The sequence below is a fragment of the Kitasatospora sp. NPDC093806 genome (assembly GCF_040683335.1).
Taxonomy (GTDB): Bacteria; Actinomycetota; Actinomycetes; order Streptomycetales; family Streptomycetaceae; genus Kitasatospora.
Genome location: NZ_JBFBDO010000045.1, coordinates 25252 through 39092, shown reverse-complemented (window position 1 = coordinate 39092; position 13841 = coordinate 25252). Strand labels below are relative to the sequence as shown.

Annotated in this window: 12 protein-coding genes; 6 read left to right on the top strand and 6 right to left on the bottom strand. The window is 74.0% G+C overall.

What is annotated here, in order from left to right:
• Positions 1 to 101 precede the first annotated feature (101 nt).
• From AB0N76_RS21515 to AB0N76_RS21505, 3 genes are all read right to left on the bottom strand, one after another.
• A complete protein-coding gene (locus AB0N76_RS21515; RefSeq protein WP_363559160.1) occupies positions 102 to 614 on the bottom strand; it encodes an EF-hand domain-containing protein in 513 nt (170 codons plus the stop codon).
• Between the two features lie 30 nt (positions 615 to 644).
• Positions 645 to 1199 carry a hypothetical protein gene (locus tag AB0N76_RS21510; RefSeq protein ID WP_363559158.1) on the bottom strand — a complete coding sequence of 185 codons (555 nt, stop codon included), beginning with the start codon at positions 1197 to 1199 and terminating at the stop codon, positions 645 to 647.
• Between the two features lie 107 nt (positions 1200 to 1306).
• A complete protein-coding gene (locus AB0N76_RS21505) occupies positions 1307 to 1642 on the bottom strand; it encodes a helix-turn-helix transcriptional regulator (RefSeq protein ID WP_363559156.1) in 336 nt (111 codons plus the stop codon).
• Between the two features lie 167 nt (positions 1643 to 1809).
• Here AB0N76_RS21505 and AB0N76_RS21500 point away from each other — a divergent pair, with 167 nt between their 5' ends.
• Positions 1810 to 3270, top strand: a complete 1461-nt coding sequence (locus AB0N76_RS21500) for an MFS transporter (RefSeq protein ID WP_363559154.1) — start codon at positions 1810 to 1812, stop codon at positions 3268 to 3270.
• Between the two features lie 23 nt (positions 3271 to 3293).
• Positions 3294 to 3713 (top strand): GNAT family N-acetyltransferase, encoded by a 420-nt coding sequence (locus AB0N76_RS21495; RefSeq protein ID WP_363559152.1) that lies wholly within the window; start codon positions 3294 to 3296, stop codon positions 3711 to 3713.
• A 55-nt stretch (positions 3714 to 3768) separates the two neighbouring features.
• Here the strand turns inward: AB0N76_RS21495 and AB0N76_RS21490 are convergent, their stop codons facing one another.
• Positions 3769 to 5304: an FAD-binding protein gene (locus AB0N76_RS21490; protein ID WP_363559150.1), complete on the bottom strand. Its 1536-nt coding sequence runs from the start codon at positions 5302 to 5304 to the stop codon at positions 3769 to 3771.
• 117 nt (positions 5305 to 5421) lie between these two features.
• Between AB0N76_RS21490 and AB0N76_RS21485 the strand changes: the two genes are divergently transcribed.
• Entirely contained in the window at positions 5422 to 5721 is a 300-nt protein-coding gene (locus tag AB0N76_RS21485; protein WP_363559148.1) for a YciI family protein, read from the top strand.
• A gap of 182 nt (positions 5722 to 5903) precedes the next feature.
• Positions 5904 to 7553 (top strand): phosphoglucomutase (alpha-D-glucose-1,6-bisphosphate-dependent), encoded by a 1650-nt coding sequence (gene pgm / locus AB0N76_RS21480; RefSeq protein WP_363559146.1) that lies wholly within the window; start codon positions 5904 to 5906, stop codon positions 7551 to 7553.
• A 60-nt stretch (positions 7554 to 7613) separates the two neighbouring features.
• Here the strand turns inward: pgm and AB0N76_RS21475 are convergent, their stop codons facing one another.
• Positions 7614 to 9296: a TlrC/CarA/OleB/SrmB family ABC-F type ribosomal protection protein gene (locus tag AB0N76_RS21475; RefSeq protein ID WP_363559144.1), complete on the bottom strand. Its 1683-nt coding sequence runs from the start codon at positions 9294 to 9296 to the stop codon at positions 7614 to 7616.
• 236 nt (positions 9297 to 9532) lie between these two features.
• Entirely contained in the window at positions 9533 to 10936 is a 1404-nt protein-coding gene (locus tag AB0N76_RS21470) for a PASTA domain-containing protein (RefSeq protein WP_363559142.1), read from the bottom strand.
• A gap of 608 nt (positions 10937 to 11544) precedes the next feature.
• Here AB0N76_RS21470 and AB0N76_RS21465 point away from each other — a divergent pair.
• A complete protein-coding gene (locus AB0N76_RS21465) occupies positions 11545 to 12093 on the top strand; it encodes an RICIN domain-containing protein (RefSeq protein WP_363559140.1) in 549 nt (182 codons plus the stop codon).
• 180 nt (positions 12094 to 12273) lie between these two features.
• Positions 12274 to 13809: a protein kinase gene (locus AB0N76_RS21460; protein ID WP_363559138.1), complete on the top strand. Its 1536-nt coding sequence runs from the start codon at positions 12274 to 12276 to the stop codon at positions 13807 to 13809.
• Positions 13810 to 13841: the final 32 nt, after the last annotated feature.

Genomic DNA, 13841 nt, shown 5'->3' with positions numbered 1-13841 from the left:
CCCGCGGGGGGGCCCCCCGGCCTACCGCCCCGGGGGGGCTGACGCGGGCCGGGCCCCCCCCCGCGGCGGCGCCGGCCCCGGCCGCATGCCGTGGGAGCGGCTCAGTACAGGGCCTCGCCCATCGGCGACTTCTCGCCCGTGATGTACGCGCGGATCGAGGCCAGGTACTCCTCCCGACCGACGCGGCCGTCGCCGTCGCGGTCCAGCGCGTCGAACGCGGCTCCCGCGTTCTCCACCCGATTGCCCAAGGCCTCGCGCAGCAGCGTGAACTGCGTCCGGTCCACGGCGCCGTCCCCGTCGGCGTCGGCGAGGTCGAACAGCGCGCCCAGGGCGTACTGGCAGATGTTGTCGAACTTGTCGGCGTCGACCCAGCCGGCGTACTCCTCGTAGGTCATCACGCCGTCGCCGTCGGCGTCCATCGCGGCCCAGGCGCGTTCGCCCCGGGCGAGCGCGGCGACCACCAGGGGATCGTCGTAGCCGCGCCCGGTGGCCACCCGGGTCCGTTCGATCCGGACGAAGTAGTCGTGCTTGGAGGCGATCCCGTCGCCGTCGGTGTCCAGCATCGCGTAGACGCGGGCCTTGGGGGTGGTGAGGGCGGTGCGGGGGAGTGGCATGGCGGAGGTCTCCTTCCTGGCGCCGGCCGGTCAGTGGGTGAGGCGAAGCACGAGGGTGGAGTCGACGGCGGTCTCCCCGAGCGGGGTGCCACAGCCGGTGCCGGTGCTGGAGCCCGCTCCCTTGATGGTGTCGAAGGCGAAGCGGGCGCTGTTGTCGGTGACGCGGCCGCTGACGACCAGTGAGGCGATGCCGGCCACCTTCTGGACGTCGACCCGGTCGAAGGAGAGGTTGGAGATCGTTCCGTCGGACCATTTGACCGTCGTGACCGACGTCAGCCCGTTCTGGTCGCCGGTGCAGACCGAATCCTGCATGCTGATCGTCCGCTCGAAGGTTCCGGTGGCGAGCGGTGCGCCGGCGCCGTCCACGCAGGTGATGGCGCCGGTCATGTCCAGGGTGTTGGCGATCGGGGTGTTGACGCCGCCCGGGGCGACCGCGGTGGCGAAGGTGCCGTGGGCGACCGTCGAGCAGGTGGCGTCGGTGGTGGGCTCGGCGGGGTGGATCGGGCCGGCGGCCCCGGTGAGCAGTGGTACCAGGGCCAGTAGCGGCAGGGCGGCCGACAGGGCACTGCGGACAGCGAGCTTCATGGGGTGGGCTCCCGTGGTCGAGGTGGCCGTCCGGCCACCTCGGCCATGATCGACGGCGGGGCCCACCGCACCCGGGCGCGACCGGTCGGTCGGCGAGGTGTTCGGATTCAGTCGGCGGTGCCGTGCCGTTCGTCGTCGCGGGCCCCGGTCAGGACGGCGTCGAGCAGGCCCGGGTAGCGGGCGTCGAGGTCGGCGCGGCGCAGGCGGAGCAGGTTCTCCCGGCCGGACGGCTGCTGGTGGATGACGCCGCTGTCGCGCAGCACCCGCCAGTGGTGGGTCATCGTCGACTTCGCGGTGACGCCTATCGCGGTGAGCACACTGCCGCAGTTGTGGTCCCCGCCGCCGTTCAGCACCCGGACGGCGGCGAGGCGGACGGGGTTGCCGAGGGCGGTCAGGACGTGGTCGATCCGGATCTGCTCGCGGTCGGGGTGGCGGTAGCTCATTGGCCCACCGTATCCCGACGATCGAACAGTGTCTGCCCGTCCCAAGTGGGGCTCACAAGGCCTCGGTTGATGATCCATCGAGGGGTCCGGTCTTGCCCAATCGTTCGATCGTACGTGAATATACGTACCGTCAGTCGGTGGACCTCACGAACGAGGAGCGCATCCGCATGCCCGCATCACCCCCCGAAGTCGCCCGACCCGCCCGCCTGGGCTGGATCCTGGCCCTGCTCGCCCTGGGGCAGGCCGTCTTCGCCCTGGACCTCAACATCGTCTTCGTCGCCTTACCCGAGATCGGCTCCGACCTCGGCTTCCCCGGCCAGACCCAGCAACTCGTGGTCAGCGCCTACGTCGTCTTCGCCGGCGGCTTCCTGCTGCTCGGCGGCCGGGCCTGCGACCTGCTCGGCCGGCGCCGGGTCTTCGTCGGCGCCCTCGTCCTCTACGCCCTGTCCTCGCTCGCCGGCGGACTGGCCCGCTCGCCCGAGGTGATCGTGGGCGCCCGGATCGTCCAGGGGGTCGGCGGGGCGCTGCTGCTTCCGTCGATCCTCTCGCTGGTCAACACGCTGTTCGAGGAGGGCCCGCGACGCAACCGCGCCCTCGCCGTCTGGGGCGGCGCGGGCGCCAGCGGGCTGACGCTCGGCGCCCTGCTCGGCGGCGTGCTCACCGAGAGCTTCGGCTGGCCGGCCGTCTTCTACGTCAACGTGCCGCTGGCCGGCGCCATCGCGGTCGCCGCCCTCCTCGTCATCCCGCGCGATCCGGCCCGCGCCGTCCGCCGGCGCTTCGACCTGCCCGGCGCGCTCACCGTCACGGTCGGCGCCACCCTGCTGGTGTTCGCCCTGGTCGAGGGGCCCGAACGCGGCTGGGCCGACCCGTGGATCCTCGGCGCGCTCGCCGTGTCCGTCCTCCTGCTGGCCGCCTTCGCCCTCGTCGAGACCCGCAGCGCCGACCCGCTGATGCCGTTCCGGCTGTTCCGCAACCGCAACCTCGGCGGGGCCGCGGCGATCACCTTCCTCTACATGGCCACCTTCGGCGTCCTGCCGTACTTCCTGACCGTGCTCCTGCAGAGCGTCCACGGCTACAGCGCGTTGCAGACCGGGCTGGCCTTCCTCGTCCCCTCGCTGGCGATCGCCGCCGGCACCCAGCTCGGCGAGCGGCTCACCACCCGGACCGGGCTGCGGCCCACTCTGCTCGGCGGGTTCGCGGTGGGCGCGGTCGGGACCGCCGCGCTGGCCGTCGGCTTCGACGCCGACGCGGGCTACCCGGCGCTGCTGCCGGGGCTGGTCGTCTCGGGCGTCGGCCAGGGCGTGGTCTGGACGGCGATGTGGATCGCCGCCGCGACCGGCACCGCCGCCCATGAGCAGGGGATCGCGAGCGGTGCGGCCTCGACCACCATGAACCTCGGCAATGCGATCGGCCTCGCGCTGTTCACGGCCGTTGCGGACCCCACTGGCGACGGGGTGAGTGGCGAGCAGTTGGCCCGCGCCACGGCGGACGGCGGGTTCCTGGTGGTGCTGCTCACGGCGGCGGGGATGCTGCTCGGACTGCCGCTCGCGCTCGCCCTGCGGCGGGGGAGTGCGGTGACGGCCGCCCCGGCGGATCCGGTCGAAGCCCCCGCCCCGGCCGGGCGCTGAAGGCACCCGCTACCATGTAATGCATGCAGATCGATAATGACCCTTACGTCTTGGTCGAGGGCGTGCCGGACGTCGCGACCTTCCGGCACCTGCGCACCGCCTCCGGCATGAGCGACCGCCCGGCCGAGGCGGTGGCCGCCGGGCTGCCGAACACCTGGTTCGGCGTGACCGTCCACCGCGACGGCGAGCCGATCGGGATGGGCCGGATCGTCGGGGACGGCGGCGTGGTGTTCCAGATCGCCGACGTCTGCGTCCTGCCCGACCACCAGGGCCGTGGGCTGGGCAAGCGGATCATGGCGCGACTCACCGCCGAGCTGGAGCAGCGCGCGCCCAAGGGGGCCTACGTCTCGCTGATCGCCGACGGGGACGCCCACCGCCTCTACGGCAAGTACGGCTTCGTGGAGACGGCCCCGTACTCGGTCGGCATGCACCGCCTGGTCTGAGGCTCGGGATCCCGGCTCCGCCCCCGCGCCCATGGCAGGGGCGGAGCCGGCCGGCTCAGCCGTGGATGCCCTGGCCCGGCGTCAGGATCCCCGCCGGGTCGAAGCGGCGCTTGGCCGACACCGCGCGCCCCCAGCGGGTGCCGTAGTGGCGCCGCCAGTCGGACCGGGTCAGGCCGGGGATCGCGCCGATCAGGTAGCGCTTGCCGCCCAGCTCCACCGCGCGGTCGTACAGCCGCCGGTTGCGGCGCAGCGCGGCGGCGTGGTCGGTGCCGGGGGCGGGGAAGGAGAGCAGGTCGAAGTGGAAGCCGATCGGCTCCTCCGGCATCACCGTCATCGGCCGGGTCAGCACGTCCGTCCGGTACGGGTAGAACAGCAGCAGCCCGGCGCCCAGGTCCTCGGCCGTGAGCAGTGCGGTGGCCTCGCGCATGAACGTTTCGGTGGTCGAGGCGGGCAGGAACAGGCTCAGCCAGGGCTTGGGCTGACCCCAGAGGCCGGCCGCCTTCAGGTACCCGGCGAAGCCGTCCACCCGGAACGCGTACTCCCGCGCCGTCTGGTCCGTGAACGTCGTCTCGGCCGCCACGCAGCGCAGGCCGCGCACCAGGGCCGCCCGGTCCGGCGCGGCGGCGCCGTCGTAGTGGACGACGCCCTCCACCTTGTACCGCCAGCCGGTGCCGGCCGCGTTCCGGACCGCCTCGCCGACCTGGAGGTCGAACCGCCGCTCCGCCATCAGCTTCTCCTGGTCCGCCAGGTAGGCGGCCAGGTCGTCGTAGAACAGGTTGAGGACCAGCGCCCGCTCGCGGGCCCGCACCAGGCGCAGGGTGGCGCGGACGATGATCCCGGCCTGCCCGCCGCCGCCCAGCACGGCCTCGAACAGCTCCCGGTTGGCGCGCGGGGAGGCCGTCACCAGCTCGCCGGTGCCGGTGACCACGTCCACCGACTCGACGGTGTCGACCTGGAAGCCGTGCCGCTGCACGCCGCCGCCGATCCCGCCGACGCTCAGCGTGCCGCCGACCGACAGGTGCAGGTAGTCCGTCAGGCAGGGCGGGGTCCAGCCCTGGGCGAGCGCGGCGTCGGTCAGCTGGGCCCAGGTGACGCCCGCCTCCACCACGGCCCGGCCGGGGGTGATCCGGACGATCCGGTCCAGGCCGCGTGCGTCGATCGCGACGCCGCCGCGGGCACCGGCCTGGCCGTAGCTGGAGTGCGACTCCAGCTCGGCGGCGGCGCCGGTGCCGCCCGTGCCGCCGCCGCTCTGGCCGTTCATCGCGACCGGGATGCGGTGCCGCCGGGCGAAGGCGACCACCTCGGCGACGTCGCGCACCGACCCCGGGCGCAGGACGGCGCGCGGGGCGGCGGTCACCAGGTGGCCGAAGTCCCCGCCGAACCGCGCGAGCGTGCCGGCGTCGACCACCATCGTCCCGTCCAGCCGGGGCAGCGCCGCGAGCTGGGCGGCGGCGTCACCGTCGGCCGGCGTCTCGGCCGGTGCGTCGGTCGGCGCGTCGACGGCCCAGGAACGGCCGACGGTGTTCCACCCGATGACGGTGGCCGCCGCGCCGACGATCACACCGCGGCGGGACAGGGATGACTTGCTCATTGCAGAAATTCTCCGATCAATCGTCATATGAGCAGTGTTGTATCGCAGTCGGTAGGTACGCGCGCAATACCCCGGGTCGTGAACGATGCGACAACGGTGCCGGATAGCCTTGGCCGCATGTTTGTCCTGGAACTGACCTACACCTCGTCGCTCGACCGCATCGACGCCCTGCTGCCCGCCCACGTGGAGTGGCTCGGCCGGCACTACGCCGACGGCACCTTCCTCGCCTCGGGGCGCAAGGTGCCGCGCGACGGCGGGGTGATCCTCGCCGTCGGGACCGACCGGGCCGCGGTCGAGGAGATCGCCCGCACCGACCCGTTCGCCGCCGAGGGCCTGGTCGAGTACCGGGTGACGGAGTTCATCGCCACCACCGTCGCCCCCGCCCTCGACGCCTACCGGCAGCAGCTCCCCGCCTGAGGACCCGCCCGCCGGCCCCGTCGGCCCCGCCGACCCGCGCCCGCGCCCGGCCCCGTCGGCCCGGCCCGCCCCCGCCCCGGTTCGGAGCCCGGTCGTGCACTGGCTACGATCGGTGAGCACGGGGCAAGGAAAGCGCCGGGCCGCGGGCCGGCGCACGGCGAGAAATCCAGTGGGAGAAGACGATGGCACACGTACGGGCCGGGCAGCCGGCGCAGCCGGGCGACCTGGTGGACGTGGCGCGGCTGGTGACGGCCTACTACACCCTGCACCCGGACCCGGAGGAGCCGGGCCAGCGCGTGGCCTTCGGTACCTCGGGCCACCGCGGCTCCTCACTGGACGCGGCGTTCAACGAGGACCACATCGCCGCCACCACTCAGGCGATCTGCGAGTACCGGGCCGCCCAGGGCGTCACCGGCCCGCTGTTCCTCGGCGCCGACACCCACGCCCTGTCCGAGCCGGCCAAGGCCACCGCCGTCGAGGTGCTGGCCGCCAACGGCGTCACCGTCCTGCTGGACAGCGCCGACGGCTACACCCCGACCCCCGCCGTCTCGCACGCCATCCTGGCCCACAACCGGCGCAGCCCGCAGGCGCTGGCCGACGGCATCGTGGTCACCCCGTCGCACAACCCGCCGCGCGACGGCGGCTTCAAGTACAACCCGCCGAGCGGCGGCCCGGCCGGCTCCGAGGCCACCGGCTGGATCCAGGACCGCGCCAACGCCCTGATCCGCGAGGGCCTGCGCGGCGTCAAGCGGGTGCCGTACGCGCGCGCCCTGGCCGCGCCGACCACCGGCCGGCACGACTACGTCACCGCCTACACCGAGGACCTGGTCTCCGTCCTGGACCTGGACGCGATCCGCGCCGCCGGCCTGCGGATCGGCGCCGACCCGCTGGGCGGCGCCTCGGTCGCCTACTGGGGCCGGATCGCCGAGACCCACCGCCTCGACCTCACCGTGGTCAACCCGGTCACCGACCCGACCTGGCGCTTCATGACGCTGGACTGGGACGGCAAGATCCGGATGGACTGCTCCTCGCCCGCCGCGATGGCCTCGCTGATCGCCCGCCGGGACGAGTACGCGATCGCCACCGGGAACGACGCCGACGCCGACCGGCACGGGATCGTCACCCCCGACGGCGGCCTGATGAACCCCAACCACTACCTCGCGGTGGCGGTCGACTACCTCTACCGCCACCGCGCCGACTGGCCGGTGGACGCGGCGGTCGGCAAGACGCTGGTCTCCTCCTCGATGCTCGACCGGGTCGCGGCCGACCTCAAGCGCGAGCTGGTCGAGGTGCCGGTCGGCTTCAAGTGGTTCGTCGACGGTCTGCGGGAGGGCTCGATCGCCTTCGGCGGCGAGGAGTCGGCCGGGGCCTCCTTCCTGCGCCGCGACGGCGGGGTCTGGACGACCGACAAGGACGGCATCCTCCTTGCTCTGCTGGCCGCCGAGATCACCGCGGTGACCGGCCGCACGCCGAGCGAGTACTACCGCGACCTGACCGACCGCTTCGGCGCCCCCGCCTACGCCCGGGTGGACGCCCCGGCGGACCGCGAGCAGAAGGCGCTGCTGTCGCGCCTGTCGCCGGAGCAGGTCAAGGCCGGGGACCTGGCCGGCGAGCCGGTCACCGCCGTGCTCACCGAGGCCCCGGGCAACGGCGCGTCCATCGGCGGCATCAAGGTGTGCACCGAGAACGCCTGGTTCGCGGCCCGCCCGTCCGGCACCGAGGACGTGTACAAGATCTACGCCGAGTCCTTCCACGGCGCCGAGCACCTGGCCCGGGTCCAGGAGGAGGCGCGCACCCTGGTCAACGAGGTGCTCGCCGGTCCGACGGCCTGAGGCCTGAGTTTCGGCTCGGCCGGAGGGGTGCGCCCCCACCGGCCGGGCCGAGACAGTCCGTCACGCCACCAGGACCGGCCCGGCGTCCCGGAGCCCGGTGTCCCGGAGCTCGGTGACCCGGCCGGCGGCCAGCTCCAGGTGCGCGCCGGTGAAGCGGCTCCGCAGTCGGCGGTCGTGGGTGACCACGACGACCGCGCCCGCGTAGCCGGCCAGCGCCCCCTCCAACTCCTCCACCAGGGCAGGGGAGAGGTGGTTGGTCGGCTCGTCCAGCAGCAGCAGGTCGACGGGCTCGCTGACCAGCCGGGCCAGCTCGATCCGGCGCCGCTGCCCGTAGGACAGCTCGCCCACCGTCAGCCGCAGGTCCGCCGGGCCGAACAGGCCGAGCGACAGCAGCCGCTCGGTGTGCTCGTCCTGGTCCCCCGGGCGGCCGTGGGCGAACGCCTGCGGGACGGTCAGGCCGGACGGCCACGGCGTCTCCTCCTGCCGGAGGTAGCCGACGGCCCCGCGGGTGCGGACCGACCCCTCGTCGGGGGCCAGTTCGCCGGCCAGGACCCGCATCAGCGTCGTCTTGCCCGCGCCGTTCGGACCGGTGACCAGCAGCCGCTCCCCGGCGCCGAGCCGCAGCGACGGCACGGACAGCCGGCGGCCGACGCGGACGCCGTCGAGCTGCGCCGCCCAGCCGTTGCCGGCTTCCGCCGTGGTGGTGGCCGTTTCCAGCCGGGCGGCGAACACCAGCGGCTCGGGCGGCGGCGCGACCGGGTTGTCCGTCAGCCGCGCCACCCGCTCCTTGGCGTTGCGGATCCGGACCATCGCCCCGTGCCCGCGGCCGCGCGCCCGGAAGCCGCCGTGGCCGAACACCGAGAGCGGCACCTTGCGGGGGATCGCCCCCAGCCGGGCCGTGTTGGTCTCGGCCAGCTCGCGGTTGCGGACCAGCTCCGCGCGCCAGTCCTCGAACTCCCGCAGCCGGCGGCGTCGTTCGGCGGCCTTGGTGGCGAGGTAGCCCTCGTAGCCGTCGCCGTGCCGGGTCACCCGGCCCTCGCCGACCTCCAGGATCGTCGTGGTGACGCGCTCCAGGAACACCCGGTCGTGGGTGACCGCGAGCACGGTGCCGCGGTGGGCCCGCAGGTGCGCCTCCAGCCAGTCCACCGCCTGGTCGTCCAGGTCGTTGGTGGGCTCGTCGAGCAGCAGCAGCTCCGGCCGGGACGCCAGCGTCGCGGCCAGCGCCAGCCGGGACCGTTCACCGCCCGACAGCGTGCCCAGCGCCCGGTCCCGGGCCAGGCCGGGCAGGCCGAGCCCGTGTAGCGCGATGTCGACCCGGGCGTCGGCCTCGTAGCCGGCGCGCGCCTCGTACCGGGCGACGAGGCGGGCGTACGCGTCCAGCGCGGGGGCGAGCTCCGGACCCGCCAGGCCCCGGAGCCCGGCCTCGGCGACGCGGATCTCCGCCTCCAGCACCCGCAGCTCGGCCAGCGCCAGGTCCACGGCGTCCTGGACGGTGGCCTCGGGCGGCAGGGCGAGCGACTGGGCGAGGTAGCCGAGTCCGCCGGGCGCGACCACGGTCAGCTCGCCGTGGTCCGGCCGGTCCAGCCCGGCGATCAGTCGCAGCAGGGTCGACTTCCCGGCCCCGTTGTCGCCGATCACACCGGCCTTCTCGCCGGGCCGGAGGCTGAAGGAGACGCCGTCCAGGACCACGTGGTCGTCGAAGCGGCGGGTGACGTCCTGAAGGGTGAGTTGCGCGGTAAGCAAAGGAGAGTCCCCTGTTCTCGGCCCGAGGCCGATCGGAACGGTTCGGTGGACACCTCCGCGCACGCCAGGGCAGCCCACGACGGTGGACGGCAGCAGCACGGAGGGGAGAGCGCGAGGGCGGAGCGAAGCTCAACGCCGGCGCGCGGGGACTGTCACAGGGAACCCATGCGCAGCACCGTAGACCCGTGGTCCGTGCGCCTGCAATCGATTTATTCGGAGCCTCTTTCGCGTACTGCTCAGCGGGGCGGGCGCGGCTTGATGGCGAACCAGAGCGAGACCGGTGAGTCGAGCGGGACGATCGTGTCCTTCGCCGGATCGGTGCGGATGGCCTGGCCGTCGGGGACGGTGGTGGTTTCGAGGCTGACGGGCGTCACCTTGGTGAAGTGCGCGGCGGCGAGGGCCTGTTCGGCGGCGGCCCGGGTCAGGCCGGCGACGGCGGGGATGCGGCCCTTGCCGTCCGAGACCCGTAGGAGGACGGTGGCGTCCGGCGGCACCGCCGCCCCGGCGCCGGGGTCGGTGGCGACCACCTGGAGGGCGGGGGCGCCGCCGGCGGTGACGGTCCGGGCGGTCGAACGCAGGCCGAGCGCCTTGAGCTTCTCCTCGGCGGCGGACTGGCTCAGGCCGGCCAGCACGGGCAGCACGATCGGGCGCGGGGAGGGGGACGGCGACGGGGAGGGCGAGGGGGAGGGGGAAGGGGACGGCGAGTGGGACGGGGAGCGGGTCACCGAGGGGGACTTGGACCTGGACGGAGAGGGGGACGGGGACGGTGATGGCGGGGGCTTCACCGTGCCGCCGTCGGGCCTTCCGCTGCTCGTCGAGGTGGCCGTGGTGACCGGGGTGGGGCTCGGCTGTGGGGGCGGGGACGAGGCGCTGTCGCCGCCGCCGCTCCGGCCGAGGCCGAGGGCCGCCACGATCGCGACGAGGACCGCGATCACCGCCACCACTACGGCGATCACCAGCGGTCCGCACCCGCTGCCCCGGCGGCCTGGTGGCTGTTGCCCGCGCGGCTGCGGCTGCGGCTGCGGTTGCGGTTGCGGCTGTCCGGTGGCCCGGCCGTTGTTCCTGTTCCCGTTCCCCTGGCCGCCGGGCCGACCCGAGCCGTCGCCGGTCCGGCTGACGTCGAGGTCGAGCTGCCCCGGCACGTCCACCGCGAACGCCGCGCAGGCCGCGCCCTGGTGGGCCGAGGTGGCGACCACGCGCAGCGCGACCCCGAACCGCGAGTACCGCGCGCCCTGCACTTGCGCGGCCAGGTCCGCGCCGGGGACGCCGAAGCGGGAGGCGATGTCCAGGCCGGTGCCGAGCAGATCGGGTGGCGTGGTGTAGCGCAGCTCGACCCGGCGGATCCCGCCGGAGGCCAGCGGTGCCCCGACGGCCTGCCGGTCGAAGTCCAGCCACCCCTCGACAGGTTCGACCGGCGCGACGTGGTAACCGGTGGCGCGCGGTCCGACGTTGTGGATGAGCAGGTCGATCAGGACGGTACCGCCCGCGAGCCCGAGCCGGCGCTCCGGCTCGCACCAGGCCCGTACGCCGGCGTCGGCGCCCGCGCGCAGGTCCGTCCCGCAGTACTCGCCCGGGCAGTAGCAGCCGAGTCGCTCGGCGCCGTCGGCGCGGGTGCCGCACAGGTCGCAGTAGATCGCCATCGGACGTCCCCCTCGGTCCCGTCCAGACCCCGGTCCGCTCCCGGGGTACCCGCCCGCTGACCCGGACAACCGCCACCACGCGGACCGCGACCGGCCCGTGACAGGTCGACCGCGCACCCGTCATCAGTCCGAAGGAATCATTCGACTGCTGGGCGTCACCGAATTCTCCATCGCCACATCGGAATCACTCGACCCGGATCTCCCAGTGGCGGAAGCGAATCCCAGGTGTTCCGAAAGGGCAATGGTGAACGGATTTCGGTCAAGCGGAAAAGTGGAGTCGGGAGTCGCGATCGGCGGCCGGACGGCGGCGGAAAATCCTGCTCCCGGGGCCCTGAACACCCGGGTCTCGCGCGCGACGTGGCGCCACGGCGGGCCGTCCGTCGGCCTGGCATCCCGGCGACGCCCGGGGGGAAGGTGGGTATTTCTCCCCGTCGGTCTCGATTCCCGGTTCGTGGCCGGAATCATCGGTGGCACCTGAAAGGGCTTCTCATTCCCGGGACTTTCCACGGCCTTTTGCCGGAAGCTGGACGCCGGGCGCCGCCGCGCGGCAGGTGTCCGGCGTGACCATCGCCGCGGAGGCGGTGCGCGCGCCAGGGAACGGGGGAAATGTGAGCACGTTCAAGCGAATCGTCGGCCTGCTCGTCGCGGTGTCGGCCATGTGTACGGGGGCTCTGGCGACCGCCGGGCAGGCCCAGGCCGCCGGTGTCTCGTGGGGTGAGCTGCGGTTCATGACCGGGAACCGCACGGTGTGCCTGGACGCCGGCGCGGCGGGGACCGCCCCGGTGGTGTGGGGCTGCAACGGCAACAACTACCAGCTCTGGAAGTTCACCCGGGTCAGCGGCGCCTCCTGGTACAAGACCTACAACGTCGAGTCCATCCAGTTCCCGGGCCGCTGCCTCGACGGGTGGCCCAACAACAGCGGGCCCAACGGGATGACCCGGCTGACCATGTACGCGTGCAACGGCGGGTGGAAGCAGCAGCAGTGGAAGGCCTCGGTCCAGACCGGCGGCGGTGGCTGGCTCTGGCTGCAGAACGCCTACACGAACCAGTGCATCGACATGTGGGGGTCGCGGACGAGCTGGGGTACCCCGATCGTCACCTACGGCTGCCGCTTCAAGGTGGACAACCAGGCCTTCCGCTACACCGCGGGTCTCTGACCCGGGCCTGAACCTTCGCAACGGTCCGTCGGTCCGTCCGACGGGCCGTTGCCCCCCTCCCACCCCACCACCCGCCGCCCCGGCCCGGCTCGCCGGTGGGGTGCGGAGGCGGGAGAATGGTGCGCGGAGTCCGCACCGGGGCCGGAGCCCACCCGGGCCGGGGTGCGGGCAGGGACAGCGATGAGCCAGTTACCCGCCGACAACGAGGACGGCCGGCTGCTCGCCGGGCGCTACCGGCTGATCGAGCAAATCGGCCGAGGCGGCATGGGGATCGTCTGGCGGGCCCGCGACGAGCTGCTGGGCCGCGAGGTCGCCGTCAAGGAGGTCAGCGTCCGCGGCCTGCCGCCGGAGGAGACGGCCGTCCTGTACGCCCGGATGCAGCAGGAGGCGCGGGCGGCGGCCCGGATCCGGCATCCGAACGTGATCACCGTCCACGACGTGCTCCAGGAGGACGGCCGGCCCTGGATCGTCATGGAGCTGGTCGACGGCCGCTCCCTCGCGGACGTCCTCAGCACCGAGGGCACCCTGCTTCCCCGGGAGGCCGCCCGGATCGGCACGGCCGTGCTCGCCGCGCTGGACAGCGCGCACCGGCTCGGGATCCTGCACCGCGACGTCAAACCGGCGAACGTGCTGCTGGAGCGCAGCGGGCGGGTGGTGCTCACCGACTTCGGCATCGCGCGGCTGGAGGGATCCCCCGGGCTCACCCGGACGGGGGACATCGTCGGATCACCCGACTACCTGGCTCCGGAGTGCGCGGCGGGCAACCGGCCGGGGCCGTCCGCGGACCTGTGGTCGCTGGGCGCGACCCTGTACACCGCGGTCGAGGGGCAGTCGCCGTTCCGGCGTTCCTCGACGCTGAGCACGCTGCGCGCCGTGATCTCGGACCCGCTGCCCGAACCGCGCCACGCGGGGGCGCTCGCGCCCGTCATCGTGGCCCTGCTGCGCAAGGACCCGGAGGAGCGTCCCACGGGCGGTCAGGCGCAGCAGTCGCTCGAAGCGGTGGCGGCCGGGACGACGGGCTCCCGGCCGGACGAACACCCGGAGCCGGACGAGCACCCGGAGACGGAGGTGATCCGGCCCGGGGAACCGGAGGGGCCCGCCGGGGAGCCGCCCGCCGAACCACCGACCGAACCACCGACCGAGCGGACCAGCACGTCGACCCACCCGACGCCCGTGCCCGTACCCGCTCCCGAGCCCTCGCCCACACCCGTGCCCGCGCCCTCCGCGGGCGGGCGCGGGCGCCGTGCCCGGCTGCTCGCCACCCTGGCCGCCGTGCTGGCGGTGGCCGCGATCGCGGGGCTGACGGTGGCGCTCGTCCTCAAGGGGACGAAGCCGGCCCCGTCGTCGGTCCAGCCGACCGTGACCGTGACCGTCACCCGCGCCGCGAGCCCGACCCCCGCACCGGGGACCCCCGTCATCACCGGCTGGACGGCCTACCGGGAGGGTCCCGTCCTGGTGTACCTCAGCGTCCGCTACACCGAGTCCCCCGGCGCCCCCGTGACCGGCTTCGGCTTCACGGGCGTCAACGGCTCCGGCATCGGCGAGGAGGACCACGACCTCGCCCACCCCTCCTTCGGCCGCGTCCTCCCGGGGCGGATCGACTACCCGTTCAACCTCTCCTGCGACGTGGCCCCGAAGACCGAGACCTACGTCAAGTTCTGGGTCTTCACCACGGACGGCCTCCGCAGCACCGTCGTCGCCCACCTGACCTGCTAAAAGAGCTTGCCCGGACGGACGGGATCACGTTG

What these genes read in the sequence shown, in the direction of transcription:
- AB0N76_RS21515 (WP_363559160.1), bottom strand. Translation starts at nt 614, where the DNA reads ATGCCACTCCCCCGCACCGCCCTCACCACCCCCAAGGCCCGCGTCTAC.
- AB0N76_RS21495 (WP_363559152.1), top strand. Translation starts at nt 3,294, where the DNA reads ATGCAGATCGATAATGACCCTTACGTCTTGGTCGAGGGCGTGCCGGAC.
- AB0N76_RS21490 (WP_363559150.1), bottom strand. Translation starts at nt 5,304, where the DNA reads ATGAGCAAGTCATCCCTGTCCCGCCGCGGTGTGATCGTCGGCGCGGCG.
- AB0N76_RS21500 (WP_363559154.1), top strand. Translation starts at nt 1,810, where the DNA reads ATGCCCGCATCACCCCCCGAAGTCGCCCGACCCGCCCGCCTGGGCTGG.
- AB0N76_RS21460 (WP_363559138.1), top strand. Translation starts at nt 12,274, where the DNA reads ATGAGCCAGTTACCCGCCGACAACGAGGACGGCCGGCTGCTCGCCGGG.
- AB0N76_RS21510 (WP_363559158.1), bottom strand. Translation starts at nt 1,199, where the DNA reads ATGAAGCTCGCTGTCCGCAGTGCCCTGTCGGCCGCCCTGCCGCTACTG.
- AB0N76_RS21505 (WP_363559156.1), bottom strand. Translation starts at nt 1,642, where the DNA reads ATGAGCTACCGCCACCCCGACCGCGAGCAGATCCGGATCGACCACGTC.
- AB0N76_RS21485 (WP_363559148.1), top strand. Translation starts at nt 5,422, where the DNA reads ATGTTTGTCCTGGAACTGACCTACACCTCGTCGCTCGACCGCATCGAC.
- pgm (WP_363559146.1), top strand. Translation starts at nt 5,904, where the DNA reads ATGGCACACGTACGGGCCGGGCAGCCGGCGCAGCCGGGCGACCTGGTG.
- AB0N76_RS21470 (WP_363559142.1), bottom strand. Translation starts at nt 10,936, where the DNA reads ATGGCGATCTACTGCGACCTGTGCGGCACCCGCGCCGACGGCGCCGAG.